This is a genomic window from Thermoactinomyces sp. CICC 10521, from assembly GCF_016055135.1.
Classification (GTDB): domain Bacteria; phylum Bacillota; class Bacilli; order Thermoactinomycetales; family Thermoactinomycetaceae; genus Thermoactinomyces_A; species Thermoactinomyces_A daqus.
Genome location: NZ_JAECVZ010000023.1, coordinates 16,367 through 39,116, shown reverse-complemented (window position 1 = coordinate 39,116; position 22,750 = coordinate 16,367). Strand labels below are relative to the sequence as shown.

Genomic DNA, 22,750 nt, shown 5'->3' with positions numbered 1-22,750 from the left:
TTTTGCTTCCAAAATACAGGTTCCTTTTCTTTTGTTACGCAAGCCAAGTATCAGCCGTTTCGATCCAATTTATCGCACTGACAGCAATATTAAATCAAAGCGGCGACTTTACCGTCAGATTTTTAATCAGCTCTTTTATTTTAGTATTGGGATCAATTGTTTTCGGTAAATATTTCAGCGGCAAACAATTCTTTATGGCTGAATTGCTGCTGCTCTTGATAATCACTGCCTGGCGGCAAATAAAATATGAAGATTCAGCAGTTTCTTTTTTTTGCTTTTTATTTAACCTGCTTTTAATCAAATCTTTAGCTATTGCAAATGAACAAACGGATTCCCGGCGTTATTTATTGCAGACACAAACAAAATTTAATTTGGCAGGGATATTTCTTTCTGTAGGGGCAGCTTATCTATTTGCAGTTAACCGTTATTGGGAAGACCAAGTTTTTCTTTTTTTTATCGCTTTCTTGTTTACAAGGATGGTTTCTTTATCGATGATCTCCAAAATGTCGAGAGATGAGGAAAGTCATCAATCAAAAAGCTCCCTTTATGAATTCTTTATTCCTTTTGCCTTATTAATTACTGGAATTATGGGAGGATGGATCATCCAACTTTCCGGTTGGCCCGTTTATAAAACAATCGCCATTTTTTTATTTTACCTCTTTTCTCCTGTCATCGATGTTGTTGGATTTATTCTCGAGCAATTAATCCCTGACGACTTGCCTTTCAGGCCTCGATTTTATGATGCGTCTGTTAATCAAATAAACGGACTCACCCACGTCCAATCTTCTCTCAACCAAAATAGCTTTAGTGGTCAGTGGGTACAATCGGCTTTTATGATTTTCATTTCGGTCATCGTCGTTTATTTTATTTATAAATCCTTCGAATCCAACACCAAATCAATCAAATCTGCAGCTAAACATGAAGAAGAAATCGAAGAGCGGGAATTTCTTTTTAAAATGAACCCTATTAAAAAATCAGACTTAAAGATGAATGATAATTCACTTACACCAATCAGAAGAACATATCGTAAATTTCTCAAGTTCGCAGGTAAATCATTTACCAAAAGACTTCCCAACGAAACGGCGCCGGAATATATCCGGAAGATTGCCCCATTTATACCCGACAAAAAAGTATTTATGGAAGAACTGACTGATCTTTATCTAAAAGAACGATATGGAAATAAAAATGTTGCGAGCGAACAAGAAAGAGCAAAAAAACTCCTAAACACATTAATCAAAAAATAGTTCCACTCATTGGCCGGGGAAGAACCGATCGAGGCGGGATAAATAGTGGGCATCAGACTGGTCTGTTGCGCCGATGAAATAAGCTGCCCGAATTACCTGGGCAGCTTGTTTCAAAACAGAGGAAAATTATAAAATCCCCCTGGTCGGACTTTTCTTTTTGATGTCGACTTCCCGGATGTACCTCCGCATGATGGCGATGCTCTTGTGACCACTGTGTCGCATAATATCGCGTTCTTCCACTCCATCATCCGCCAACTGAGTGATGATGCCGGCACGCAAACTATGGCCGCCGAATTCGCTCTTATCGAAACCGGCTTTTTCCGCGGCGTCTTTCACTACATTGTAAATGGCCTTGTCGCTCATCCGATTGCCGACCCGCCCCCCCTTATTCACCTGACGAAAAACCGCTCCTTCAGTGATGCCCGCAGCCCGAAGCCAGGCATCCAGTAAACGGACCGGACATTGACTGGCCCTTTCGCCATAATAAATGAACTTCTTCAATCCTTGCCCCTCTTGGTCGGTTTTTCCTTTTCTCACGATGATATAGATCCCTTCATTATCACGTTCGATGTCTTCCACGTTCAACGCAGCCAGTTCGGAACGTCGAAAGGCTCCCGCATATCCAATGACCAATAAGGCGCGGTTTCGGATATCGATTAACCGGTCTCCCTCCATCTCACTCAGAAATGCGTTCATGATCCGTTTGGTGGCTGGCCTCTTTTGTTTTTGGGCAATCCCGATGGTTTTCCGGAGTGCCTTCATCCAGCCTTTCACCCGGTCTGTGCTGGCCGGATTGTGATAGACAAAGTCTTTATTCCCTCTTGCTTGGGCCTCTTGCTCCATCATCTGCCCATATTCTTTGTAGACCGCGCGGATCGCAACAAGCCGGCGCTGGATCGTGGAATATTTGCGTCCCTTTTCTTTCAACGAATCCAAATAGTTGATGATGGTTGTACCGGTCACATCCTCGGGGTGTTTCCCGATGGAATCGAGATATTTGCTGAAATCTCTGAAATCTGATTCATAGGCCCGAAGTGTGTTACCCGCATGGAGGTTTTTAAAAACATCCATGGCGCTCCGGGTTAATCCTTCATTCTCAGCAAGCATGATTTCATTTTTTTGGTAAGGAGAAAGCATAATTGATCACCTTCACTATAAGTTCCGATAATATAATGTTATCGGAATCAATTTTTCATGTCAAATAAGAATGAATTTTTTCTTATCAGTCAGCAAAAGATGAATAATTCGCATAATTTTTGACACCCCATAGATAGATTTTGCATTTTCAGTTAACATTCAAAATTTTGAATAGACTCTTCCCGTTTTTCTGGCAGGTGTGAAAATTTCTCAGCATTACTTCATACCAAAAATGAGCATTGCGTATGAAATCGCTATGTCCTCTACCCCAATCAAGAAAATGGGGTTCTCTGAGCAATCGGCGGCTTCTCTCTGCCTTGCCCGACACCCTTGGTTCCAAATGATCCCTGGGACAGAGACGGTTTTTTAACGGTTTTAAAGGAGGATGTTTGAAATCATAATAAAACCGCCCTTTTGCCAGGCGGTTACTTTATTATCCTTTGTCTTTCGGAAGTTTAATCGACGGTTTACCAGGTCCTTTTTTAGGTGGAAGAGATGATAAATTAAGAGGTTCATTCGGTCTATAACTTGCTGAATTATTACGAAAATCCCCTACAAATATATTCCTATAAAAAACAGTACTACTCTCTCCTTGTTTACCCTTTTCCGTATTCTTGTTCTTCTGTCTCTTCTTGCTCATTCGATCCATCCTCACTTTCTACACTACTATACAATTCCACTGCCAATATTTCTTCACCAAATATGATCATCCCTGCACTCCCTGGAATCATTTCAACAAAATCATCATTATCATCTAATGTATATACTTTCTCCAGGTATATTTGTTCTTTTGCCGGGTATTTTGAAGCATAAGATCCTTCTGAATATACCCCGCCAATCCGACTCCCATCTTTTAGCCGAACGATAACCCAATAAGGTTTCTTTTTACGAAAGACCCAATCCCACGGAGTAAGAATAGGCTCTTGAACTTCCTTAGTCAAACGATTAAGCCAACCCGAAGTGATCACCTTAAAAAATAAGTAAGCCGTTAATACAGGAAGAGCAAATATGCATAGATACCATGCCCAAATATGTTTTTGAATAATGCCTAAAAGCGGATAAATCAGAGCGAGATTAAACACGCTATAAGCAATAATGGCATATATAGTTTTTGCATAGTCCCTTTCTTCTCTGGGAACAAGCATATCGTACACTTTCATCGAAATGAATCCCGGCACAAATAAGATAAAAAATAATGCGATTGATTTAATATCCGGAGTAATATTCACTGAATTCAACTCCTCCTAAAACAGATTCGCATATTCCGTGACAATTATACATTTTTTATCTTTAATGATAGGTTATCAATTTTGTGGTTTACATTATATTAATCTGCACAGCCTTTCAAAGCCGATAGAAATACGGGATATCATCAATATCCATCTTGCTTTTCCCTGATATTTCGAATGTGTCAATCAAAAGTTTGCATTTCAAACCAGTCTACATTCCTTATGTAATAATCCAATGAAAAAATAATCATGTTCCTATATTTTAATATTTCTGATAAATGGTTATAATATTTAAAAAAAGGACAAAAATTTACAAATTACTCAATGGGAAGATCAGGAGGCTGAAACTGATGGTACAAACAAAAATCCGACCCAAATATCGTCGGCAGTACGGAGTTATTCCTTACGGACTCAGTTCAACCGGAAAAATTATTTTGCCAAAAGAAGCGAATCCTCAAGAACCGTACCAATGTCCTGAATGCAAAGGAAAACTGATTCTCAGACTAAGCAAATTAAAAAAACCTTATTTTTCGCATTATCCCGGCGAAAAACGCAAATGCAAATTAAATTATTCCTCAATCGCTTTAGCTAAACATGTTCTTCGCTTCGTATTAGATCAATGGATGAGGGGAAAAGGCGATCCTGTTGAAGTTCAACTGTTCTGCGGGGAGCGTCATGAAATCCCGCGGGATGAAATAAACGAAATTAAATTAAACCAGCGTATTCGTTTCCATCAAAAACGCAGATACCTCTCTCATCTCTCCCTTTTGGACCGTTACGGTCAATCAATCCTCCATATTGAACTTAGAGAAAAAAGCAGAGTGCACCACGTCAAACATCCCTCATGGTTGGAAGTAGCCGCTGAAGAAATTTTGTCCAATCCCTACTTGCTTTCGTCACTCAATCCCTATATGAACACTCCTTACTTTCTGAACCCTGCTCCACAGCAACTTAGCCTTTTTTAGTTCAACCTGGTAATGTTTAAAAAACTACCCACAAGACTCACAACAATTCATTCAGAACTTTTGAAGCGTTCTCTGCTCTTCCGCAGCAAGGACTGTTTAAAGTCCTCTTTGAAGGAGATCATTTCTTTGGATAGAATTAAACGACAGGGAGTTAAACCCCCTGAAGATACAGGGATGGAGGGAGTCTCTCGATCAAGGAGGTTGGGGCATGAAGTACCTGACAGCGATTTTTCTGTTAGCTCTTGGGATCGTTGCCGCAATTGGAACTGCATTTAAATGGCCCGGTTATTTAACTTGGTCCCTGATCATTTTATTCTTCATTTTAGCTGCATACTCTACAAAATTTCTCAACCTGAAGAATAAAGAGATCGATAAATCCGAATAGAATCTAATTTTTAACAGAGATCAATTATTGATAAATGATATGATCGTCACAGGCTACTTTCTTCCATTTTCCCGCGTGAAACTTCTCTTTGACAACATGCTTAAAAAGAGGCGATTAGACGCCTCTTTTCTTCTGACAACAAAAATTTATTCCTCTGTAATTGTTCATTCAGCATATCTCGAATCCCTTGCAAATGTTTTACAAGTATGCATCATCTTTAACTTCCTTCCGTGCAGGCTGGGGTTTTGGTTTTTTAGAAGCCAAGGCGATGCCTGATAATATGAAAATCATCCCGGCTCCCAGTGTAAATGTCCAATCTTCCCCCAACAACAATATTCCCCCAAAAGCAACCAGCAAAGGAGTACCTAACTGAGATACCCCCAGTTGAGTATGGTTAAGTTTAGGAGCCAACCATCCGAATAAGACAAAACCAATTGCCTGAGGCACGATTCCCATATAAACAGCTGCTCCCCAGGATAACGAATTCATATTGTGGTAAGCGTTTGGTTCATAAATAAAGGAAAAAATAAAACAAATGATCGCTCCGATCCCCATGGTTCGGCTACTGGCGATAATATTAGCGATCCAGCCTTCAGGAATTTGATGTTTACACCAAAGTAAATACCCACCCCAGAAAACTCCGCCCAAAATCGCCAAAAATATTCCGGCATTCCACGTGGCATGATTAGTTGGATCGGAAATGAGAAGAAGCCCGCACAAGCTAATTAGTAATGCAAAAAGATGAATTTTGACTTCCTGTCTGTTGGTGACCAGTCCGTAAACAGATGATACTAAACTGGAACAACCAAAAAAGCAAACACCTGCTAACGAGACCGGAGCTGTTTTTAATGCAATTCCTAACAAAATAGCTTGTGCTGCTACAAATAATCCTCCAAATAAATACCGGGAATCCCATTTTAATTGCTCTTTTTTAAAGAATATCTTTGCAAAACCGGCTGTTACCATAGAGGATATTCCATAGCGAATACTCATCAAAGTCATCGGTTCGGCGATCCCCTTGGATACTAATTCTCTGGTAATAATCTTCGCACTGGCCCATGCTGTCAAAATGCATATTAAGAGAAACCAATTCCATCCGCTCATTCTTTGTGCCATTTAAACCCATCCTTGTTTTAAAAGAAAGTGATGAATGAGGTTCATTGCTTTCTTTAATTGTACTTCCGGTTGTACCAAATTAATCCGGACATAACCTTCTCCGTTCTTTCCAAATGCACTTCCCGGTGTCAGCACCACACCTGTATCTTCCATTAACCTGTAACAAAATTCGGTTGAAGAAACAGAAAGGGGGATTTTTGCCCAGATGTACATCGTAGCAGGAGGATTCATTACATCCCAACCGGATTTTTTTAGCTCTTTGATAACAAGGTCTCTTCTAGACTGATAAATTCTTATATGAGAACGATAAAATGAATCCCCTGATTTAAGAGCTTCTTCCGCTGCTTTCTGAATAGGATAAAAAATTCCATAATGAGTATGGGACATGAGTAGAGATAGTGCTTGAATGATTTCCATGTTTCCTACAACATAACCAATTCTGCATCCGGCCATGTGAAACGTTTTAGAAAGGGAATTAAACTCAACCCCAACCTCCTTTGCACCAGGGATATTCAGAAAACTTGTAGCTCGTTCTTGGTCAAATACCAGTTCTGAGTAGGTAAAATCATGAATTACTTTAAAATCAAACTTTTTTGCATAAAATACAACTTCTTCGAAAAAGGAGGGAGGAGCTAACTGAGGAATAGGGTTTCCAGGAAAATTTATGAACAAAAGTTTTGCTTTTTTTAAGATAGATTCGGGAATTTGGTCTAGTCTCGGGAAAAATCCGTTCTCTTCGGTCAAAGGAATATAGTAAACCCTTCCCCCTGCTAATTTTACACTGGTTTCGTAGATCGGGTAGCCAGGATCAGTTACAAGGGCATAATCACCTGGATTTATTATCGACAGTGCCAATTGAAAAAGGCCATCTTGTGTTCCGGGAACCTGTAAAATTTCTTGGTTTGGTTGTAAGTCAACATTATAGCGATCGCTGTAAAATTGAGCTACCGCCGGATTGAAAGCAGGGATAGCATGTAAGGTATACCCATATTTTGAACCGTCTTGTGCCCATGTGCTTAAGGTGGACATGATTCTAGGGTGCGGGGGCAAATCAGGGTTCCCAACACTCAAGTCAATCACTTTCCGCCCTTGCTGTTTAACTTTCTGTTTTCTGTTTGCCAGTTCCGTAAAGATCCCCAAGGACAAACCTTGTAAACGATCAGATTTCATTTCGATCTCCCTTTACATATTACTTAGCGAACTTATAATCAAGCCCACTTTTTTCTATTAAAAGTGGGCTTTGACTTCAGTCTGATCAATTCTTTGTAAAAGTTTGATAGAGCATATTGCAGTAATCCATGGATGTATTCAGACGATAATACGCTCCTTTTATAATCTCTTTCTTAGCTTCAGGGTTTCTTTTAATGACTGGTGCAATAGCGTTTCGCAGCCAACCATCTCCGTGTTTGGCGTCAATGGAAATGTGCAATACATGATACTCCTTAGCCTTTTCACTCAATCCTATTCTTTTATATCCTTTAACCAAATAACTAAACCGTTTGGGAGCCAGCATTTCTACCGCACCTAATGCTCCTAAGGCCCGATATGCATTTTTTCGGTGAATTACGGAATGTAACAGTACATTTCCGCAAGCCAGAGATTCCCATGATGCATCGTTAAATAACGAATTTAATGATTTATCCCCAGTGACCTTTAATTCCTCCAGCAAATGATCAAACATGATAGTATGGACTTTAGACATATCGCCATTGCCCATTTCATCCCAATAGTTTTCTGCAAGTTCCATTTTGACATCATTATCAAGACCAATTTGAGCTAATGCTACAAGGTCATCAAATCGAGAATCAACCGTGATTTCTTGAGAGAAAAAGTAAGCCATTTCTTCAAAACTCGCATTTTTTTCGAGATAATGGAACAATTTATGTTCAGCTACTTCGTGATTGATCAACATTAATTTAAACCAACGTATAAATTCATCAGGATTCTCTGGGTAATCAACTTTTGGTATCCGCTGGTCCTCGAACTCTTCCCAAGCCATTTCCAGCAGTCTCTGGACCTCTAACAATATAGGATTAAATTGATTGTAAACTGGATGTTTACCAGGAGTATAAAGGTGAAGTTCATAAATCCATCCCAAGCTGCGATGAAGCGAGTAAATGGCTTGTGGATTTTTCTTTTTAAAATCCTCTGCCAATTGTCTTGTACGTGAAAGCAGGATTTCTCGATGATCAGGATTGTTAATAAAATATGAGTATAAGTTTTTTTCTACAATCATTTCCTTTACAACTTCATGAAAAGGGGTTGTTTCAAACAACAGCTTTTCCTTCAACCGGGAGTTCATTGTTACTGTCATCATTCACTCTCCTTTCAATTTCTTAAAAAATATTCCCATAATTAAAAGATGTAACCCTATTTTTCCTTACAGTTTATCAAGATTTCTTAATACATTTATTTGCAATTCTATTTATTAATTTTGAATTTGAACAATAAAAATAAATGTGTTATTATTGGTAAATATAAACCAACAGGCAAAAAGGCAGGTGCGGAATCTGGAATTCCTATGGTCAGCAATACCAACTTCAAAATTGCAGTGGGAAATAATTGCTTTCTCGATTTGAATTTTGAGACGCTGATTCGAGACAATATGGTAATAAGCTTATCGCGAACACAGTTTCGTCTTCTTTATTATTTGGTTCAGCACCTTGGAAAACCCGTGAAAAGTGAAGAACTTATTGCTTATGCATGGGGGGAGTTTAGCACATCCAAGTTGTGTGATTTATATGTTTACATCAACCGTTTACGTCAACGAATCGGCGATGATACCGCCAAACCGAAGTTTCTTCTCACTATTAGAAATATAGGTTATATTCTTTATCCGATTTCAGATTAACGGAGGCGATTTTATGCCCATTGTAACTATTAAAATTACTGATGAAGGAGTTACAACTCAGCAGAAAAATCAGCTCATTAAAGGAGCTACCGAGCTTCTTGAAAAAGTCCTCAACAAAAATCCTGCTCATACGTTTGTTCTTATCGAAGAAATTTCTACGGATAACTGGGGAGTATCTGGTGAAAGTGTAACGGTTCGACGGGAACGTCAAAAAAAATCATAATCTGAGGAAGGGAGAATTTTAACCTTATGAATGAATGGAATGCTACCTTCTATGATGAAAAAGTTTATTTCGTTTCCAAACTAGGTGAAGACCTTATTCAACTACTATCCCCTAAACCCCATGAAACTATTCTTGATTTAGGTTGCGGAACAGGAGATCTTACCAATAAAATTGCCCAAGAAGGGGCTAAAACTCTTGGAATTGATTCATCTCCAGACATGATAAACAAAGCCCGAGAAAAATATCCTCATCTTTCTTTTGAGGTACAAGATGCTTATCAGTTTCAATCCAAGGAAACTTTTGATGCTGTTTTCTCCAATGCAATGCTTCATTGGATAAAAGAACCAACGAAGGTGATTAAGAATATTTGGTTTAATCTAAAGCCACACGGTCGCTTGGTAGCTGAGTTCGGTGGTAAAGGGAACGTTGAGTCGATTTTTCTGGCAATAAAAGAAACGTTAGAAGAATATCAAATAGACATCGAAAGCCGAAACCCTTGGTATTTTCCTAGTATCGGCGAATATTGCACACTACTTGAAAAAAATGGGTTCCGTGTCCTGAATGCCATTCATTTTGATCGTCCAACCCCATTACCCGGCGGAGAACATGGATTGGATCATTGGCTTGATATGTTTACAGATAGTTTTTTTCAAGGGTTTTCTACTACAGAAAGAAGAGAAATATATCAAAAAATTAAGTATAATCTTCATTCCAAGCTCTATCAAAAAGGAACTTGGGTAGCTGATTATAAGCGGTTACGCATCTTCGCCATAAAGAATAAGGATTACTAGCTTCAAGGCGGCCAAACGGATAGGGCCGCCTTGAAGCTTTCAGATACCGTTCTTCTCCAGCGCTCTGATCTGTTTATCGTGACAATTTCTGAGAAAGAGAAGAAAAATGAGCGCCCCCAAAAAAGCGCTGGCCATATCCCAATGGGTATCCCAGCGATCCCCTTGTTCGCCGAGAAATTTCGATATATTTAACTGACACAGAATAGCGAAGAAAAATTCAAACAACTCATAAGCCGCGCTAAAAGCCAAGCTGATACAAAAGATGACAAAAGATTCCCGATTGCGATCGCGAATCACGCCCTTACGGACCAGATATTCCCGAAACAGCACAGCGATAACCATTCCCTGAAAAAAGTGCCCAAACCGATCGAAATTATTCCTTTTAAGAGACAAAACCTCCTTTATTTCATTAAAATAAGGAACTTCACCGTAGGTATAATGTCCTCCAATCAGCATGATGGTGATTGCGATAAAAACAATGACATATGCAAGTGGCGTTAAGCGAAAACGGCGGTAAGTCACTAACAAGGCCGCTGCCAGCAAGAAAGCTCCGCTCACTTCATAGATCCATAATTTTATATTTAAAGGATTGATGGCTGACCAAATAAAAATCCCCATCCACAGGCTCAGCATCAAGAGACAAAGCTTATCCCGAATCTTCACTTAATCCCTCCTTTAATTATGCAATTGTGTAAAACCTTATCCTCAATCTTATGAACACATCACTTAAATTATACGAATAATAAAAATATTTAATCACTAAAACAAGACAAATGACCAATTATCTTAAGCCATATTCCTGACAGAACGCTTCCTAAGCGATAGCCCCAAAATAAAAAGAGACTGCACGCGGCAACCTCTTGATCGCAAACTCAACAACCGGTATAAGCATGTTCCTTCCCTGATCGGATGAAGATTCAGTCAGAATCCCTTTTCTCTTCGTTGTTCCTTGATTCCACAAAACCGGTCAATGTTTCTTTATTGGCGAATACGCCGAACCAGCCAGTTTTTCTGCGATTCGGCGTATTTGTTGTCTGTCGTTGATATTGATGGATCCTGAAACAACTCAAAACCCTTCCCCGCTTCCTCCCCAATGCATAATTGATTTAATAAAATCAGCCAGGATCACACTTTGATCCGTTTTCGCGTTACACAATCTCTTTTTCTCTGATCAAGCCCCAGTCGGTTCGAAAATTTCGTTGACCGGCATAGAGAAACATATTTTTGATTTGATACGGTTTGCCATTAACAAAAATCGGATCGCCAATTTTCAAGTATTCTGGAGATTTCGGGGACTTGAATTCAAAATTTAACATCATAAGCGGTTTTCGTTTCGCCATCTATTCATTCCTCCTGTAATTCTTGTTTCGATATAAATAAATTATATTAAAAATAAAAAGGAAATTTCTATACGGATTGTTTAGATTTTTTTAATAAATTTCGTCTAAACTGCAAACTTTCGTTTGTATCCCTTACCTATCGTCCCATGAAGCAAAAGTTAAACTGAAATACTATACATGGCAAAACAAATCATTTAAAATAGTCATAAATTTTTTGATTCCCAAAGGAGAGGAAGACGCCATGACGAAGGCCATCAGGGTTGAAGGACTGTCAAAATCCTTTATTGTCAAACACAAAAAACCGGGTTTGCTTCAATCAATAAAAAATTTGTTCCATCCTTCTCTCTCCGAACAAATCGCTGTCCACCCGCTTGATTTTCAGGTGGAACAAGGAGAAATTCTTGCATTTCTCGGCCCCAATGGTGCAGGAAAATCGACTACGATCAAAATGTTGACCGGAATTTTGCATCCAACCCGCGGAAGCGCCGAAGTACTGGGATTTAATCCCTGGCTGGAACGGCAAAAGCTCGCCTTTCACATCGGCTCTGTTTTCGGACAAAAATCGCAACTGTGGTACCATTTGCCACCATTTGACACCTTTGAACTGATGAGCCGGATCTATGAACTTCCCCGTGGCGATTATCAAAAACGGCGGGATCAGTTGATTGAACGGTTTGATTTGGGAAAAATTCTCGATATCCCCGTTCGCAAACTGTCACTTGGTCAACGGATGCGCTGTGAAATTGCCGCCACTTTGCTGCATCGCCCCAAGATCGTTTTTCTGGATGAACCGACCATCGGCCTCGACGTGGTTGTTAAACAAAAAATCCGTGATCTGATCAAAGAGATGAACCAGGAAGAAGGGACAACTCTGTTTATTACCTCCCATGATGCAGGCGATATTGAACAACTTTGCAAGCGGGCGATCGTGATCAATCACGGCCAAATCATCCTTGATGACACTGTTTCCAATTTGAAGCGGCATTTTTTGAAGCACAAGACCATTCACTTGAAATTGCAGGAAGCACCAACCCATTTCCATCTTTCCGGAGTGGTATTGGTCAAGCAAAAAGGAACCGGCCTTCGCCTCTCTGTAGACACTTCTCAAACTTCCATCGAACAAGTACTCTCCCATATCATCCAAAATCATCGGCTGGCCGACGTTACCATTGAAGATCCTTCGATGGAGGAAATCATTACCCATATCTATGAAAAGCGGGAAGGAGGGTGAATGAAATGGAGACAGTTATAAGCAGATTGCGCTTTCGCAAAAAAATGCAAAAATATGGTGCCGTCGGTTCGATCACGGTCCGCAATAACTTTGCCTACCTCCGCTCTTTCTTCATTCGCTCCTGGTTTTTGCTGGTCATTCTGTTCATTTTCGTTCAACTCTGGCGAATCACTTACCAGGGTGAAGGCTCCCCGGTCATCTCAGGATACACTTACGAACAAATGATCTGGTATCTCATATTTGCCGAATCGATCATTTTGTCATCGCCACGCCTGTCCGTCAAAATTGAAGAAGAAGTGATCAAAGGGGATGTGGGTTATCAGCTCACCCGCCCGATGAGCTATCTCCTTTACCATTACTTCTCCTATATGGGGGAAGCGTACGTCCGTCTCGGCATTAATCTGTTGCTGTCACTGCGGGCGGTTTCGGACTCGCCAACGCTTTTTTCGGGAATGCGGAAAACATCGGAAATCTCATCATAACCGGTCAGCTGGATACCTACCTGGTTCAACCCAAACCCGTCCTGCTGCATGTCCTGATCTCCCGCATGTCCGTTTCCGCTCTGGGCGACTTCATCTTTTCCCTGATCGTCTTTCTCTTCTTCGGCCAACACACTTGGATCGGGATTGTCAAATTTGCGGGGGCCCTGCTGCTTTCCATGTTGATCTTTGTCTTCTTTTCTGTCTGTATCCAATCGCTCGCTTTTTATGTCGGCAATGTTGAAGGACTGGTCGGCCAAGAGTTGATCGTCACTTTTGCCACCTATCCGACGGACATTTTCCGCGGACTGACAAAAGTTCTCCTTTTTACAGTCCTTCCTGCCGGATTCATCTCTTACCTTCCGCTCGGCTTGCTTCGGGAAGTGCAACCGTTGTTTTTTGGTGCTGCACTCGGGGTCACCGCGCTCCTTGTTTGCGGTGGCACTGCCCTCTTTTATCATGGGCTTAAACGTTATGGTTCCGGAAATATGATGGGAATGCGTAAGTAGGGATGATGAAAAGAACCGACTCATAATCCTGAGTTGGTTCTTTTCCATGGAGAGATCGGTGTTTTCTCTAAAGGGATCTGAATGTTATTTTTAGCATGAATTTAATTTGTTTTCATTCCTGTTTTCGCATTTGTTATTTTTCTATTTGCATTGCAAACTTGTTTATGTTTTTAACTGTTTTGCAGATAAAACCCTCAGTACCAGATCATTTAACAGTACGATCAATACATTATCTTCTTGGTATGATCGGCAGAATAATGGAAGAAGGATGTTCTGCATCATGAAAGATGGTTTGCCGGGCGATCACCACATCCTCAGCCTGATCCTCACCGAAATTTTTGCCGGTATTGGGATTTCGGTCCCACCGCGGAAAATTACTGCTCGTTATATCCAAGCGAATACGATGTCCTTTTTTGAATAGATTGCTTGTTGACCATAAATCGATTTCATACAAGTAAGCTTTTCCCGGCTCGATCAAGCTTGGTGCCTCTCCTTTAGCAGCATTCCGATAACGGGCACGTATAATTCCATCGGTCAGATTTTGTGCATATCCGTCGGGATGAACATCCACCAATTGCGCGACAAAGTCTGTATCTGAGGCACTTGAGCTTGCCCACAGTTTCACTTTAACCGGACCTGTAACCTCTATGTCTTCTTCCAATACAGGAGTTGTATAAACCAATACATCATCGCGTGATTCAATCTCTCTTTGAGAGAATGCACCGCTGCCGAAATCGGGTGGCATCATGATGGATCCGCCTTTCGTTATGACCGGATTCAAGGGATCATATGTATAATGATCGGCTGCCTTTTGACCAGGCATGATTGTACTGAGAACTCCATCACCTTGAAGGGTATTCGCATGCCCTTGGCTGTGCAAGTAGTACGGGGTATAAATTGTCCGGGCAAGCGGCCATTCATACTCATCGCGCCAAACATTCTCGCCCATCACAAATAATTTGACAGGTGCTTCACCGATAATACCGTTGTCCTTTCCTTTCAAGAAATGATCAAACCATCGCAATTGGAGTCCGACCAAATCCACGACAGAGGAATTGGCAGCCAATCCAAAATTTATGTCACCAGCTTGATGACTGTGATCCAAATGCATCCATGGACCGATGACCAATTTGCTCTGCCGGGCTTCCGGACTGCCTCCTTTGTTGCGCATTTGCAAAAAGTTTTCAATGGTTCCCTGCAAGAATATATCGTACCAGCCTGCAATGTTAAGTGCAGGAACCGTGATCTTGTCATATTTCCCCTTCAACGATAATGCATCCACATAAGCTTGATCCATGCCGCGCTCAAAATGTTCAAGAATTAGGGGAGCCACTTTATTACGGGCAAAAGGCGCAAAATTTTTCAATGGCAGTGCTTTAATCGCCTTTTTTAGTTGATCAATATCTGAAATTAACTGCGCCAAAGCAGCAGCCCGTTCTTGCTCATCCGAATAAAGTCTTGTGAGTGTGTCCAGATACATTCCCAATTGCCAATAGGCCAAAAAACCGAGTTCCAGCGCTCCTCCCCGGTACATTAATCCGTCAAAGGGATCGCTCCAGGAAAAAGAAGGGGTTGCTGCTTTGAGTTCCTGTGGATTTTGCAGCATGCCTGCCCACTGAACGAATGCGGAATAAGATTCACCAAACAAACCGACTTCACCACTGCTATAAGGAAGCGTGCTTGCCCACTGGATGGTCTCATATGTATCAGAAGCTTCATGTCTGCTCGTCGAAATAAGCTCCCATTCTCCTTCGGAAGCGAATCTTCCCCTTGTATCTTGAACGATGACCACATATCCCTGCCGGACTGCACGAGAAATATCATATAATCCAAAAGAAACAGGGGGATTATCTTTATTATAAGGATGGCGATGGAGCAAAACGGGCCATTTTCCTTCCTGATTGGGCCGATAAATATTAGCGCGCAACACGATCCCATCTCTCATTTCAACAGGAACATTAAATTCTGCAATCATCTGTTTTTCCAAAGAATCCGACATATCAAACACTCCTTGTTCCACGATGATTAAAGTTTTTTGAATAGCAGGCGGCACAGAAGCAACCAAAAAAGGTCATCATCAGCACCTGTTGTCATCCGGTTCATCGCATGAAACCCGCTCCCAAAATGGGCATCTGACTCTCTGTCACATATTGCAATTTGTTACTTTCTTGAGGTGATAAATAAACTTCCCTGCTTGGCATTTCCGGGCTGATCCGGTAGCCATTCTTCTCAATCCAAGATCCCAGATCGATGCTTACCGGCGTATCCACATCCGGACGGCTTATATGGGTAACCGACGCAACGGTCAATTCCGGCAATTCCACCGTCCGAAAACGGGCAGTGTCCTGAAGCTTGCGCGGAATTGGACAAGCTATTTCCAAATCGATGTTACTTTCACATTCCGGACAACCATGCCACATCACTATATGGGTTACAGGAATCGGTATCCCATTCCATTTTAAATATTCATCGATTTCTTCGAATAACCCGGGAATACTTGCTCTGCTTGTGGTCTCTTTAAGCGTTGCAACCAATAAGGGCTCAACCTTCTTAACCACAACCTCATAATGAGAAAGCCCGTCACTTTGCCGTTCAATTTGTTCCAATCTCACCTCTATACGTCTTAAACGCTCCATTTCCGACTGAATCAGCGAGTGCAGTTCCGCCTGCTTAAGTCGAAGCATTCCTCGAATTTCCACAGTAGATACTTTATCATTGAGAAGCTGTTTGATTTGTTCAAGCGTAAAACCAAGGTCCTTAAACGCAAGAATCCGATGCAGATCAAGAAGCTGTTCGCTGTTGTAGTAACGGTAACCGCTTTGTGGATCAGTATAGGCAGGCTTCAGAAGTTCAATTTGATCATAAAACCGTAATGTTTTGGCAGGCACTTGGCTTAACTTTGAGAATTCGCTGATTTTAAACATGGGATCACTCCTTCTGCACTCGAATTATAAACCTTCCATACAAGGGGAAAGTCAAGCGATAAAATGTCATAGAGCCTGCCCAAATTCAAAACAGCAGAAAAATTCCCTCGCTCCGATTTACAATCTCTGCAACCCCTGCGAGAAGCCATCAAGACTTCTGATAGTATAACCCAACGTACCAATTTGCCTGGTCATGTAACAACAAGTGCTGTGATCATCAACGATGACAACAGGGTACTACACATCAAACACAAAATATTGAACACCTGGCTGCTACCCGGAGGCCATTGCGAGAATGCAGATTCAACTCTTGTCGCTGCAAGTTTGCGAGAGGCAAGGGAAGAAACGGGAATCCCATCCGACTGTCTAAAACTGATCCTTCCGGAAAACGTGCCGATGGATATCGACTTGCATCTGATTCCGGCTAACCCGCGAAAGGGGGAACCGGAACACTGGCATGCGGATTTCCGATTTGCTTTCCGTTTGGTTTCTGCTGAAAAAGTCACGTTGCAGGAAGAAGAAGTAACGGATTATGCATGGTTGCCGCTGAATCAAATGCCCATGCGTAGATTGGCTGACAGATTGTACGAATTTATCACCAAAACATCTGCATTCAGCGGGAGTTAATCCGATGATCTTGAAGGAGTAAATTCCCCAGTGAAATAGAACTTATCCGAACAGTCCTTGGCCAGCTTGTCGACAATGTCTGTGATCGCCGACAGGTCGACAAGCTGTAACAATAATAATATAACGAAAAACGATATTAGTTTATTGTAAAACGATAAATTGTGTGTTAAAGTAATTTTGTTATTAAATCAGTGAGGTGCTTTAAATGATTGTTAAACATGGTTCAACCACTTTCTTAAAGGTAATGATTTTTCTGATTGGAATTGCAATCCTTGCTTTAAGTATCTATTGGTTGCCTGAGATGGCCATTAAAGATGCAAAGGTACATCCGGATACGGCTTATTTTCTGATCCCCTTTTTAATATGTGCATACGGATTCTGTATTGCTTTTTCTGTTGCGTTGTATCAAGCATTTAAACTACTGACTAATATCGAAAAAAACAATGCCTTCTCTGAATCATCCCTTCAATCTTTGAATGTTATAAAAAAATGTGCTTTTACAGTCATTTTTTTCATTCTGTTGGGAATAGTAAGCTTAATGGTGCTTGCCAAAACCACAGGAGACGACGCAGCAGGTCCCATATCAATAAGTCTGATGGGAATTTTAGCAACAAGTATCATCGCAGCCATTGTGGATGCACTTCAAAAGCCGTTAAAAAATGTCCTGGCTTTTAAGTCAAAAAAATGATGAAACGGTTTGAGAACATTTAATAAATGAAGCACTTGTTAAAGCCGGAAAAGAAAAAGAGCTGCCTCAAAAAAAGGGCAGCTTTAACTGTTCCGGGGGAACATTTTTGTTTCTGGCGCTTGGTTCATTTATTCGTATTTTTTGGGTTTATGAATATGGGCAACGCCCCTCCCCCGTTCGACCAGTTGTCGTCCTTTGGATAGTAAAAAAGAACGCCCTCAAAGATGTCGAATTGGACATTTTGATACACGCGGTACTGACACCGAACCTCTTCATCGGGATAAACGCTTTGGGGAAGAAACCGGTATGGAATCAAAGTCATCGACCGATCAAAGCAGAAGGAGCATCCGTCTCATTTTAATCCCTTAGAATGGATGCTCCTTCTGCCCCTAACAAAAGATCCTGATCACGGGTTGAGCCAAGTCTTAAGAACCCGTTATATGCTGATGTTTCTCTGACTGCCATTTCGTTTGTTCTGCAAACCAATTTGTATTATAGAAATTAATCACATGAAAAAATCGGATTCCACATAAAATCCCTTTCTGCTCAAGATCCGCGCACATCTGTCACGGAGAAATAGGGAAAGATGTGCGCCAAATAGTCGCCGAGCAGGAGAGAAACAGAAAAGTAGGCAACCAGCAACAAATCAAACCGGGAAAACCCCAGCTCATAATAATAAGTCCGTTCTCCGCTTTCGGAAAATCTTTTTGCCTCCATGGAGACCGCAATCCGGTGAGCCCGGCGGATGCTTTGCGACAGGAGCGGAATGGAGTAGGCTTTCAGTTTGCGAAAAAAAGAAGCCAATCCCTTTTCCCGCACCATTCCCCTGACAGCCATGGCCTGGCCAATTGTCTGGAGTTCTTCCATCATGATCGGAATCAAACGGACGCCGGCCATGAAACTGTAGGCGTATTTCGGTTTTAAACGGAGCTGTTGCATCAGGGAGTAAAACAAAAAGACCGGTCGGGTCGTCAGGGAAAAAACCAACCCGAGAAAGGCAAAATCCAATGCCCGAAACCCCAGGTGCAATCCGCGGTAGAAGCTCTCTTTCGTGATGTGAATCCATCCCCATGCAAACCAGGTCGTCTTACCATCACCGAAAAAAATCATCGAGGTTGAGGTGGAAAGAAAGATGAGCAGAAAGGGAAGTATGAACAGCAGCAACCGCTTGACCTTATGTCCGGTAAAAAAGGCGAACAATACAAAAGCGGCAATGGTTCCGTTGATCAAAAAGTTGAGATCGTGAGTCAGCAACACGACCACAAACAAGACCAGCATCGTAACAAGCTTCACGCTGGGATTGGCTTTGTGCAGCCATGTCTCTTTTACTTCCAACTCAAACGGCATGATCGACCGCCTCCAAACTCCAGGGGGAATTCACAATATCTTTCACCAACCTGCCGTCTTCGATCACCCATCTTCTCGTCGCAATCTGTCTGGCGATCCGCTCATCATGCGTGACCATCAAAATGGCCGTCCCCTGCTTCCGGTAATGCTCCAGGAGTTCCAGCAACCGAAAGGTATTTTTTGCATCCTGGCCAAACGTCGGTTCATCCAAAAGCAAAACAGGTTGTTTATTGACGATGGACGCGGCGACGCTCAATCTTCTTTTTTGCCCCATTGACAGCTGATAAGGATGCTGCATTTCCTGTCCCTTCAGATGAAACAACCGCAACATTTCCTCCACTTTTTCACGGATCTCTTCTTCAGACATCCGTTTCAGGCGCAGCGAATAGGCAATCTCGTCATAAACGGAATGGGTCACAAATTGAAACTCAGGATTTTGGAAAACAAATGTCAACAGATCCGTGAGATTTTTGATTTTTGCGACCGGCCGCCCATTCAGATGGCAGGTTCCCGATGTCTTGAGCAATTGCATGAGCGCCTGCAAGAATGTGCTTTTTCCCGCACCGTTTTTACCCGTGATGGCAATCCATTCGCCTTGGTTCACGTGCGCTTGACTGATTTCAATTTTGGCTTCTCTTTTCCGGTAACCTCTGAAATTCTCCAGTTTCAGCACTTCGCGAGCAGCGGGATAAGGCGATTGAAACTGATCCTGATGATCCCGCAAATACGTTTCCCATACACCGGGATACCAGATCCCGTCTTTTTCAAGCGTATCACGATACTGAGAAAAGATATGTTCTTTCGGCCCGTCAGCGATGATGTTGCCCTTGTCGTCAAACAAGCAGATGCGCCCGACAAAATCGAGGACGTGGTCGATTTTGTGCTCCACAATGATCAACGTTTTCTCGTGCCCGACCTTTTTCACCAACTTCCAAATCTCTTTTGTGCCAGCGGGATCCAGCATCGCTGTCGGCTCGTCCAGAAACAGCACATCCGGCTCCAAAGCCAGTGCGGAAGCAAGAGCCAGCCGTTGTTTCATTCCCCCGGACAAAGTTTGAATCGGGACATGCGGATCGGAGAACTCCAAACCGACCGCTTGCAGCAGTTTTTGTATTTTTTCCTGCATCTCCTTCCTGGGCACTTGCAGGTTTTCCAAAACAAAGGCGATTTCTTCATCCGCATAGGGCATGCAAAATTGCGAATCCGGATCCTGAAAAACATACCCCCATGAACGGGGTATCACCACTTTGTCCGCCTTCATCGGAACTTCGATCGAATGGGGGATCAGTCCGCATAAAACCTGGAGCAATGTCGATTTGCCACACCCGGACGGTCCGAGCAGAAGAACTTTTTCCCCCTGTTGAAATGAAACGGACACATCCTTGAACAAAAGGGATTCGCTTCCCGGGAACTTCAAGCGCAACCGTTCCACCTGTGCCGCCGGATTCATGGGAATCCCTCCTCTATTGCAATGCATCATAATCTTTTTGCGAGGCCGGCCGGACCAGGTTGGTCACTCCCGTCGCTTCGAGCGCTTTCACCAGATAATGGCCAAATACGCCCGAAATGACAATCGCCCCGATCAGGCGAACCACGATATACAGAACCAGATTCCATAAGGCCAAATCCCCGATGTATCCTTTGTACTGATCCAAGATCAGCGAACCCACCGCAGCGGCTGCTGCTGCCAAGGAGAGCACGATCAAACCAAACCGCTTGTATCGGAATGCGGCAAAAACCAACTCAGCAAACAATCCTTGAACCACCCCGTACAGAAGCACTTCCAGCCCCCACTCGGACCCCATGATAAATTCTCCGGAGGAAGCCGCAATTTCAGCCAACAGCGCCACACCGGGCTTGCGGATGATGAGATAGGCCACGTTTGCAGCGATGAACCACATCCCGTAAATAAACTGATCCAGATGGAGGCCAAACGGTTTAATGGCATAATACAACGGACCCCAAACCTTGTAGATGATGCCGAATACAATGGAAATCACGATTGTGACCAAAATATCGGTCAATTTCAGACCTTTTTTCATGCTGTTCTTACTCCTTTCCAATCGTCCTGCACCCATGAACGTCATTGACTCCCGGGGGGCACGGGTCCAGCCTGGACAGATAATAAAAAGACCGCTTCCCACAGCGGAGAAAGCGGTCGTATCAGTCCAAAGGCATACCGTACCAATACTCCACTTCCCTACGCTGGTCTTAACCAGATCAGGTTCCAAGGGTCTTAAAGTCACGCTTTAATCTCAGCCTCCAACAAGGCTCCCCCAGTGGATTGGTCAATTATTCAGTTGCAGAAGTTTTTTCGACATTTATCTTAACACGGGGCAAACATTTGTCAATATAATTGGCAAAAACTAGCGGATAAACCATTTGGCAATCGGATAATCAAACCGTTCATCAGTAAGAGCCCGAATAATTCCAATGATCGGGGCAATCAGGGCCATCAAGCCAAAAATGATCAAAAATGGAATCCCGATCAAAAGGAAGGATAAGACAGCAGAAAGTCCGATCAGCACCACCATAGCAATGTGAAACACGAGCGCCTGCAAGGAAAGTTTGCGAATCTCATGTTCCTTGACCACAAGCCAGGTAATAATCGGCACAAGAACCGGAGCAAACCAAGTACTCGCATGGATCAAAATTTTTAATCCTGCTTTCAAAGAGCATTTCTCCTTTTATTAATTTCTTTTACTATATTCCCCTGTTTCGGATCAGTAAACAGCAGAATCTTTCAGCTGTACCGGCAATCTGTGCTTGTTCGCCTTCCAGCTTGAATCCTGATGCCGGGAGGCGCGTCGACAACTTGGTATTAAGATATACGTTTACGGAGTAACCGGAAAACTCCTCATTCCAAAATGTAAGATTTCCCTGATTTTCCTGTTCAAGCCCTCTTCATGATAAACCGCAACAAAGGTCAATGCAATGAAAAAAGCCGATTCCATCGAATATTTCTCCACCATTTCGGATCGCCTTCCCGTTCAGGGGCAGCATCATACATAAAAACAAAAACGGCGGCAAAAACCGCTATAATCACACAGTTTCTGCCGCTGTCTTTTCACACATGTTCAAGTTCAACCAAAGTCAGTCTCCTTGCCTCTTTTCTTTCATCTTCCGTATCACTTCAATAATCTTTTCCCTGCCGGTTTCTTCCGTAACCAAAATTCGTGGCATGGATGGAATCTCAAATTGGGTATGGTTGTGAAACAGATCGAGGATAAAAGTGCCGATCGGGGCTTGATGCTGATCCTTGACAACACTCCAAAGCATGCGCTCGCGTTTTTCCATCGTCCCCCATTCTTCCAGGGAATCATGCAGATTGAGGGGTCCTTTGACCACAAAACCCGATTTTTGCAATTTTTCAAACACCGGGGTCATCAGTTTTTTGACATAAAGGCCGTATGTGGGTTCCCCTATTTTTTCAAAGGACTGCAAAAACACATCGTAATTTTCCTCGAGTACTTTCTTCCACCGAACGGTCACATAGCCCTCAATGACGCCGCCAATTTCCTCAATGGACATGGTTGGTTTAAAAGTTAAAGCGATCTCTTCCATTTCAAACCTCCCCTTTTTTTCTATCATATCATTGTTCCATCCCGAATTTAATTTAAATGACTTCGTTCCGAACCAACGAGTTGTCATTGTCACTCTGTCA

At 42.3% G+C, this 22,750-nt stretch carries 26 protein-coding genes and 1 riboswitch; of the genes, 12 read left to right on the top strand and 14 right to left on the bottom strand.

What is annotated here, in order from left to right:
* Window positions 1–2: 2 nt before the first annotated feature.
* Window positions 3–1,244 (top strand): DUF4129 domain-containing protein, encoded by a 1,242-nt coding sequence (locus I8U17_RS13980; RefSeq protein ID WP_198059587.1) that lies wholly within the window; start codon window positions 3–5, stop codon window positions 1,242–1,244.
* A gap of 126 nt (window positions 1,245–1,370) precedes the next feature.
* On the opposite strand, the gene I8U17_RS13975 is transcribed toward I8U17_RS13980, so the two are convergent.
* Both I8U17_RS13975 and I8U17_RS13970 read right to left on the bottom strand, forming a co-directional pair.
* Window positions 1,371–2,381, bottom strand: a complete 1,011-nt coding sequence (locus tag I8U17_RS13975; RefSeq protein ID WP_052154328.1) for a site-specific integrase — start codon at window positions 2,379–2,381, stop codon at window positions 1,371–1,373.
* 596 nt (window positions 2,382–2,977) lie between these two features.
* Entirely contained in the window at window positions 2,978–3,610 is a 633-nt protein-coding gene (locus I8U17_RS13970) for a DUF6338 family protein (RefSeq protein ID WP_198059586.1), read from the bottom strand.
* Window positions 3,611–3,960: 350 nt separating this feature from the next.
* Here I8U17_RS13970 and I8U17_RS13965 point away from each other — a divergent pair, with 350 nt between their 5' ends.
* Both I8U17_RS13965 and I8U17_RS13960 read left to right on the top strand, forming a co-directional pair.
* Window positions 3,961–4,575: a competence protein CoiA family protein gene (locus I8U17_RS13965; protein ID WP_198056564.1), complete on the top strand. Its 615-nt coding sequence runs from the start codon at window positions 3,961–3,963 to the stop codon at window positions 4,573–4,575.
* A 208-nt stretch (window positions 4,576–4,783) separates the two neighbouring features.
* On the top strand, window positions 4,784–4,960 hold the full coding sequence (locus tag I8U17_RS13960) for a hypothetical protein (RefSeq protein ID WP_198056565.1): 177 nt from the start codon (window positions 4,784–4,786) through the stop codon (window positions 4,958–4,960).
* Between the two features lie 198 nt (window positions 4,961–5,158).
* On the opposite strand, the gene I8U17_RS13955 is transcribed toward I8U17_RS13960, so the two are convergent.
* The 3 genes from I8U17_RS13955 to I8U17_RS13945 all read right to left on the bottom strand — a co-directional run bounded on the left by I8U17_RS13955 (window position 5,159) and on the right by I8U17_RS13945 (window position 8,390).
* Window positions 5,159–6,076, bottom strand: coding sequence for a DMT family transporter (locus I8U17_RS13955; protein ID WP_198056566.1), 918 nt, complete (start codon window positions 6,074–6,076; stop codon window positions 5,159–5,161).
* Window positions 6,077–7,246 carry an aminotransferase class I/II-fold pyridoxal phosphate-dependent enzyme gene (locus tag I8U17_RS13950; protein WP_198056567.1) on the bottom strand — a complete coding sequence of 390 codons (1,170 nt, stop codon included), beginning with the start codon at window positions 7,244–7,246 and terminating at the stop codon, window positions 6,077–6,079. It abuts the gene before it with no gap.
* A gap of 85 nt (window positions 7,247–7,331) precedes the next feature.
* Complete coding sequence (locus I8U17_RS13945) at window positions 7,332–8,390, bottom strand: iron-containing redox enzyme family protein (protein ID WP_198059585.1); 1,059 nt, start codon at window positions 8,388–8,390, stop codon at window positions 7,332–7,334.
* A 207-nt stretch (window positions 8,391–8,597) separates the two neighbouring features.
* Here I8U17_RS13945 and I8U17_RS18830 point away from each other — a divergent pair, with 207 nt between their 5' ends.
* Genes I8U17_RS18830 through I8U17_RS13930 form a run of 3 tightly spaced genes read left to right on the top strand, consistent with a single transcriptional unit; the run spans window position 8,598 to window position 9,941 of the window.
* The gene (locus I8U17_RS18830) at window positions 8,598–8,927 is read left to right on the top strand and encodes a winged helix-turn-helix domain-containing protein (RefSeq protein WP_033101665.1); all 330 of its coding nucleotides are present in this window, start codon (window positions 8,598–8,600) and stop codon (window positions 8,925–8,927) included.
* Between the two features lie 13 nt (window positions 8,928–8,940).
* Window positions 8,941–9,150 (top strand): tautomerase family protein, encoded by a 210-nt coding sequence (locus I8U17_RS13935; protein WP_033101666.1) that lies wholly within the window; start codon window positions 8,941–8,943, stop codon window positions 9,148–9,150.
* Window positions 9,151–9,176: 26 nt separating this feature from the next.
* Complete coding sequence (locus I8U17_RS13930; RefSeq protein WP_198059584.1) at window positions 9,177–9,941, top strand: class I SAM-dependent methyltransferase; 765 nt, start codon at window positions 9,177–9,179, stop codon at window positions 9,939–9,941.
* Between the two features lie 39 nt (window positions 9,942–9,980).
* On the opposite strand, the gene I8U17_RS13925 is transcribed toward I8U17_RS13930, so the two are convergent.
* Both I8U17_RS13925 and I8U17_RS13920 read right to left on the bottom strand, forming a co-directional pair.
* On the bottom strand, window positions 9,981–10,604 hold the full coding sequence (locus I8U17_RS13925) for a DUF2238 domain-containing protein (protein ID WP_198056570.1): 624 nt from the start codon (window positions 10,602–10,604) through the stop codon (window positions 9,981–9,983).
* A 485-nt stretch (window positions 10,605–11,089) separates the two neighbouring features.
* Window positions 11,090–11,281, bottom strand: a complete 192-nt coding sequence (locus I8U17_RS13920) for a hypothetical protein (RefSeq protein ID WP_198056571.1) — start codon at window positions 11,279–11,281, stop codon at window positions 11,090–11,092.
* Window positions 11,282–11,522: 241 nt separating this feature from the next.
* Between I8U17_RS13920 and I8U17_RS13915 the strand changes: the two genes are divergently transcribed.
* The 3 genes from I8U17_RS13915 to I8U17_RS13905 are packed head-to-tail and all read left to right on the top strand — an operon-like array spanning window position 11,523 to window position 13,500.
* Window positions 11,523–12,512 carry an ABC transporter ATP-binding protein gene (locus I8U17_RS13915; RefSeq protein WP_198059583.1) on the top strand — a complete coding sequence of 330 codons (990 nt, stop codon included), beginning with the start codon at window positions 11,523–11,525 and terminating at the stop codon, window positions 12,510–12,512.
* Between the two features lie 5 nt (window positions 12,513–12,517).
* Complete coding sequence (locus I8U17_RS13910; protein WP_198059582.1) at window positions 12,518–12,994, top strand: hypothetical protein; 477 nt, start codon at window positions 12,518–12,520, stop codon at window positions 12,992–12,994.
* Window positions 12,976–13,500, top strand: a complete 525-nt coding sequence (locus I8U17_RS13905) for an ABC-2 family transporter protein (protein ID WP_081944044.1) — start codon at window positions 12,976–12,978, stop codon at window positions 13,498–13,500. The genes I8U17_RS13910 and I8U17_RS13905 overlap by 19 nt, the downstream gene beginning before the upstream one ends.
* A gap of 229 nt (window positions 13,501–13,729) precedes the next feature.
* Here the strand turns inward: I8U17_RS13905 and I8U17_RS13900 are convergent, their stop codons facing one another.
* Both I8U17_RS13900 and I8U17_RS13895 read right to left on the bottom strand, forming a co-directional pair.
* Window positions 13,730–15,499, bottom strand: coding sequence for a CocE/NonD family hydrolase (locus I8U17_RS13900; protein WP_198059581.1), 1,770 nt, complete (start codon window positions 15,497–15,499; stop codon window positions 13,730–13,732).
* Window positions 15,500–15,599: 100 nt separating this feature from the next.
* Entirely contained in the window at window positions 15,600–16,424 is an 825-nt protein-coding gene (locus I8U17_RS13895) for a MerR family transcriptional regulator (RefSeq protein WP_198059580.1), read from the bottom strand.
* A gap of 183 nt (window positions 16,425–16,607) precedes the next feature.
* Between I8U17_RS13895 and I8U17_RS13890 the strand changes: the two genes are divergently transcribed.
* From I8U17_RS13890 to I8U17_RS13880, 3 genes are all read left to right on the top strand, one after another.
* A complete protein-coding gene (locus I8U17_RS13890; protein WP_232331106.1) occupies window positions 16,608–17,051 on the top strand; it encodes an NUDIX hydrolase in 444 nt (147 codons plus the stop codon).
* Window positions 17,052–17,256: 205 nt separating this feature from the next.
* Window positions 17,257–17,739 (top strand): DUF2975 domain-containing protein, encoded by a 483-nt coding sequence (locus tag I8U17_RS13885; RefSeq protein ID WP_198059578.1) that lies wholly within the window; start codon window positions 17,257–17,259, stop codon window positions 17,737–17,739.
* A gap of 106 nt (window positions 17,740–17,845) precedes the next feature.
* Window positions 17,846–18,100: a hypothetical protein gene (locus I8U17_RS13880; RefSeq protein WP_198054868.1), complete on the top strand. Its 255-nt coding sequence runs from the start codon at window positions 17,846–17,848 to the stop codon at window positions 18,098–18,100.
* 185 nt (window positions 18,101–18,285) lie between these two features.
* Here the strand turns inward: I8U17_RS13880 and I8U17_RS13875 are convergent, their stop codons facing one another.
* The 5 genes from I8U17_RS13875 to I8U17_RS13855 all read right to left on the bottom strand — a co-directional run bounded on the left by I8U17_RS13875 (window position 18,286) and on the right by I8U17_RS13855 (window position 22,650).
* Window positions 18,286–19,086 (bottom strand): energy-coupling factor transporter transmembrane component T family protein, encoded by an 801-nt coding sequence (locus tag I8U17_RS13875; protein ID WP_198054869.1) that lies wholly within the window; start codon window positions 19,084–19,086, stop codon window positions 18,286–18,288.
* Window positions 19,076–20,536: an ABC transporter ATP-binding protein gene (locus I8U17_RS13870; protein ID WP_198059577.1), complete on the bottom strand. Its 1,461-nt coding sequence runs from the start codon at window positions 20,534–20,536 to the stop codon at window positions 19,076–19,078. The genes I8U17_RS13875 and I8U17_RS13870 overlap by 11 nt, the downstream gene beginning before the upstream one ends.
* Before the next feature lie 13 nt (window positions 20,537–20,549).
* On the bottom strand, window positions 20,550–21,128 hold the full coding sequence (locus I8U17_RS13865) for an ECF transporter S component (protein ID WP_198059576.1): 579 nt from the start codon (window positions 21,126–21,128) through the stop codon (window positions 20,550–20,552).
* Between the two features lie 138 nt (window positions 21,129–21,266).
* A riboswitch (TPP riboswitch) is annotated at window positions 21,267–21,374 on the bottom strand.
* Window positions 21,375–21,452: 78 nt separating this feature from the next.
* The gene (locus tag I8U17_RS13860) at window positions 21,453–21,758 is read right to left on the bottom strand and encodes a DUF4870 domain-containing protein (protein WP_198054872.1); all 306 of its coding nucleotides are present in this window, start codon (window positions 21,756–21,758) and stop codon (window positions 21,453–21,455) included.
* Between the two features lie 421 nt (window positions 21,759–22,179).
* A complete protein-coding gene (locus tag I8U17_RS13855; RefSeq protein WP_198059575.1) occupies window positions 22,180–22,650 on the bottom strand; it encodes a DUF6022 family protein in 471 nt (156 codons plus the stop codon).
* Window positions 22,651–22,750 lie beyond the last annotated feature (100 nt).

Coding starts and splice junctions, on each gene's coding strand:
- I8U17_RS13945 (WP_198059585.1), bottom strand. CDS start 8,390: ATGACAGTAACAATGAACTCCCGGTTGAAGGAAAAGCTGTTGTTTGAA.
- I8U17_RS13865 (WP_198059576.1), bottom strand. CDS start 21,128: ATGAAAAAAGGTCTGAAATTGACCGATATTTTGGTCACAATCGTGATT.
- I8U17_RS13920 (WP_198056571.1), bottom strand. CDS start 11,281: ATGGCGAAACGAAAACCGCTTATGATGTTAAATTTTGAATTCAAGTCC.
- I8U17_RS13930 (WP_198059584.1), top strand. CDS start 9,177: ATGAATGAATGGAATGCTACCTTCTATGATGAAAAAGTTTATTTCGTT.
- I8U17_RS13935 (WP_033101666.1), top strand. CDS start 8,941: ATGCCCATTGTAACTATTAAAATTACTGATGAAGGAGTTACAACTCAG.
- I8U17_RS13900 (WP_198059581.1), bottom strand. CDS start 15,499: ATGTCGGATTCTTTGGAAAAACAGATGATTGCAGAATTTAATGTTCCT.
- I8U17_RS13875 (WP_198054869.1), bottom strand. CDS start 19,086: ATGCCGTTTGAGTTGGAAGTAAAAGAGACATGGCTGCACAAAGCCAAT.
- I8U17_RS13910 (WP_198059582.1), top strand. CDS start 12,518: ATGGAGACAGTTATAAGCAGATTGCGCTTTCGCAAAAAAATGCAAAAA.
- I8U17_RS13955 (WP_198056566.1), bottom strand. CDS start 6,076: ATGGCACAAAGAATGAGCGGATGGAATTGGTTTCTCTTAATATGCATT.
- I8U17_RS13965 (WP_198056564.1), top strand. CDS start 3,961: ATGGTACAAACAAAAATCCGACCCAAATATCGTCGGCAGTACGGAGTT.
- I8U17_RS13975 (WP_052154328.1), bottom strand. CDS start 2,381: ATGCTTTCTCCTTACCAAAAAAATGAAATCATGCTTGCTGAGAATGAA.
- I8U17_RS13885 (WP_198059578.1), top strand. CDS start 17,257: ATGATTGTTAAACATGGTTCAACCACTTTCTTAAAGGTAATGATTTTT.
- I8U17_RS13960 (WP_198056565.1), top strand. CDS start 4,784: ATGAAGTACCTGACAGCGATTTTTCTGTTAGCTCTTGGGATCGTTGCC.
- I8U17_RS13950 (WP_198056567.1), bottom strand. CDS start 7,246: ATGAAATCTGATCGTTTACAAGGTTTGTCCTTGGGGATCTTTACGGAA.
- I8U17_RS13870 (WP_198059577.1), bottom strand. CDS start 20,536: ATGAATCCGGCGGCACAGGTGGAACGGTTGCGCTTGAAGTTCCCGGGA.
- I8U17_RS13855 (WP_198059575.1), bottom strand. CDS start 22,650: ATGGAAGAGATCGCTTTAACTTTTAAACCAACCATGTCCATTGAGGAA.
- I8U17_RS13915 (WP_198059583.1), top strand. CDS start 11,523: ATGACGAAGGCCATCAGGGTTGAAGGACTGTCAAAATCCTTTATTGTC.
- I8U17_RS18830 (WP_033101665.1), top strand. CDS start 8,598: ATGGTCAGCAATACCAACTTCAAAATTGCAGTGGGAAATAATTGCTTT.
- I8U17_RS13895 (WP_198059580.1), bottom strand. CDS start 16,424: ATGTTTAAAATCAGCGAATTCTCAAAGTTAAGCCAAGTGCCTGCCAAA.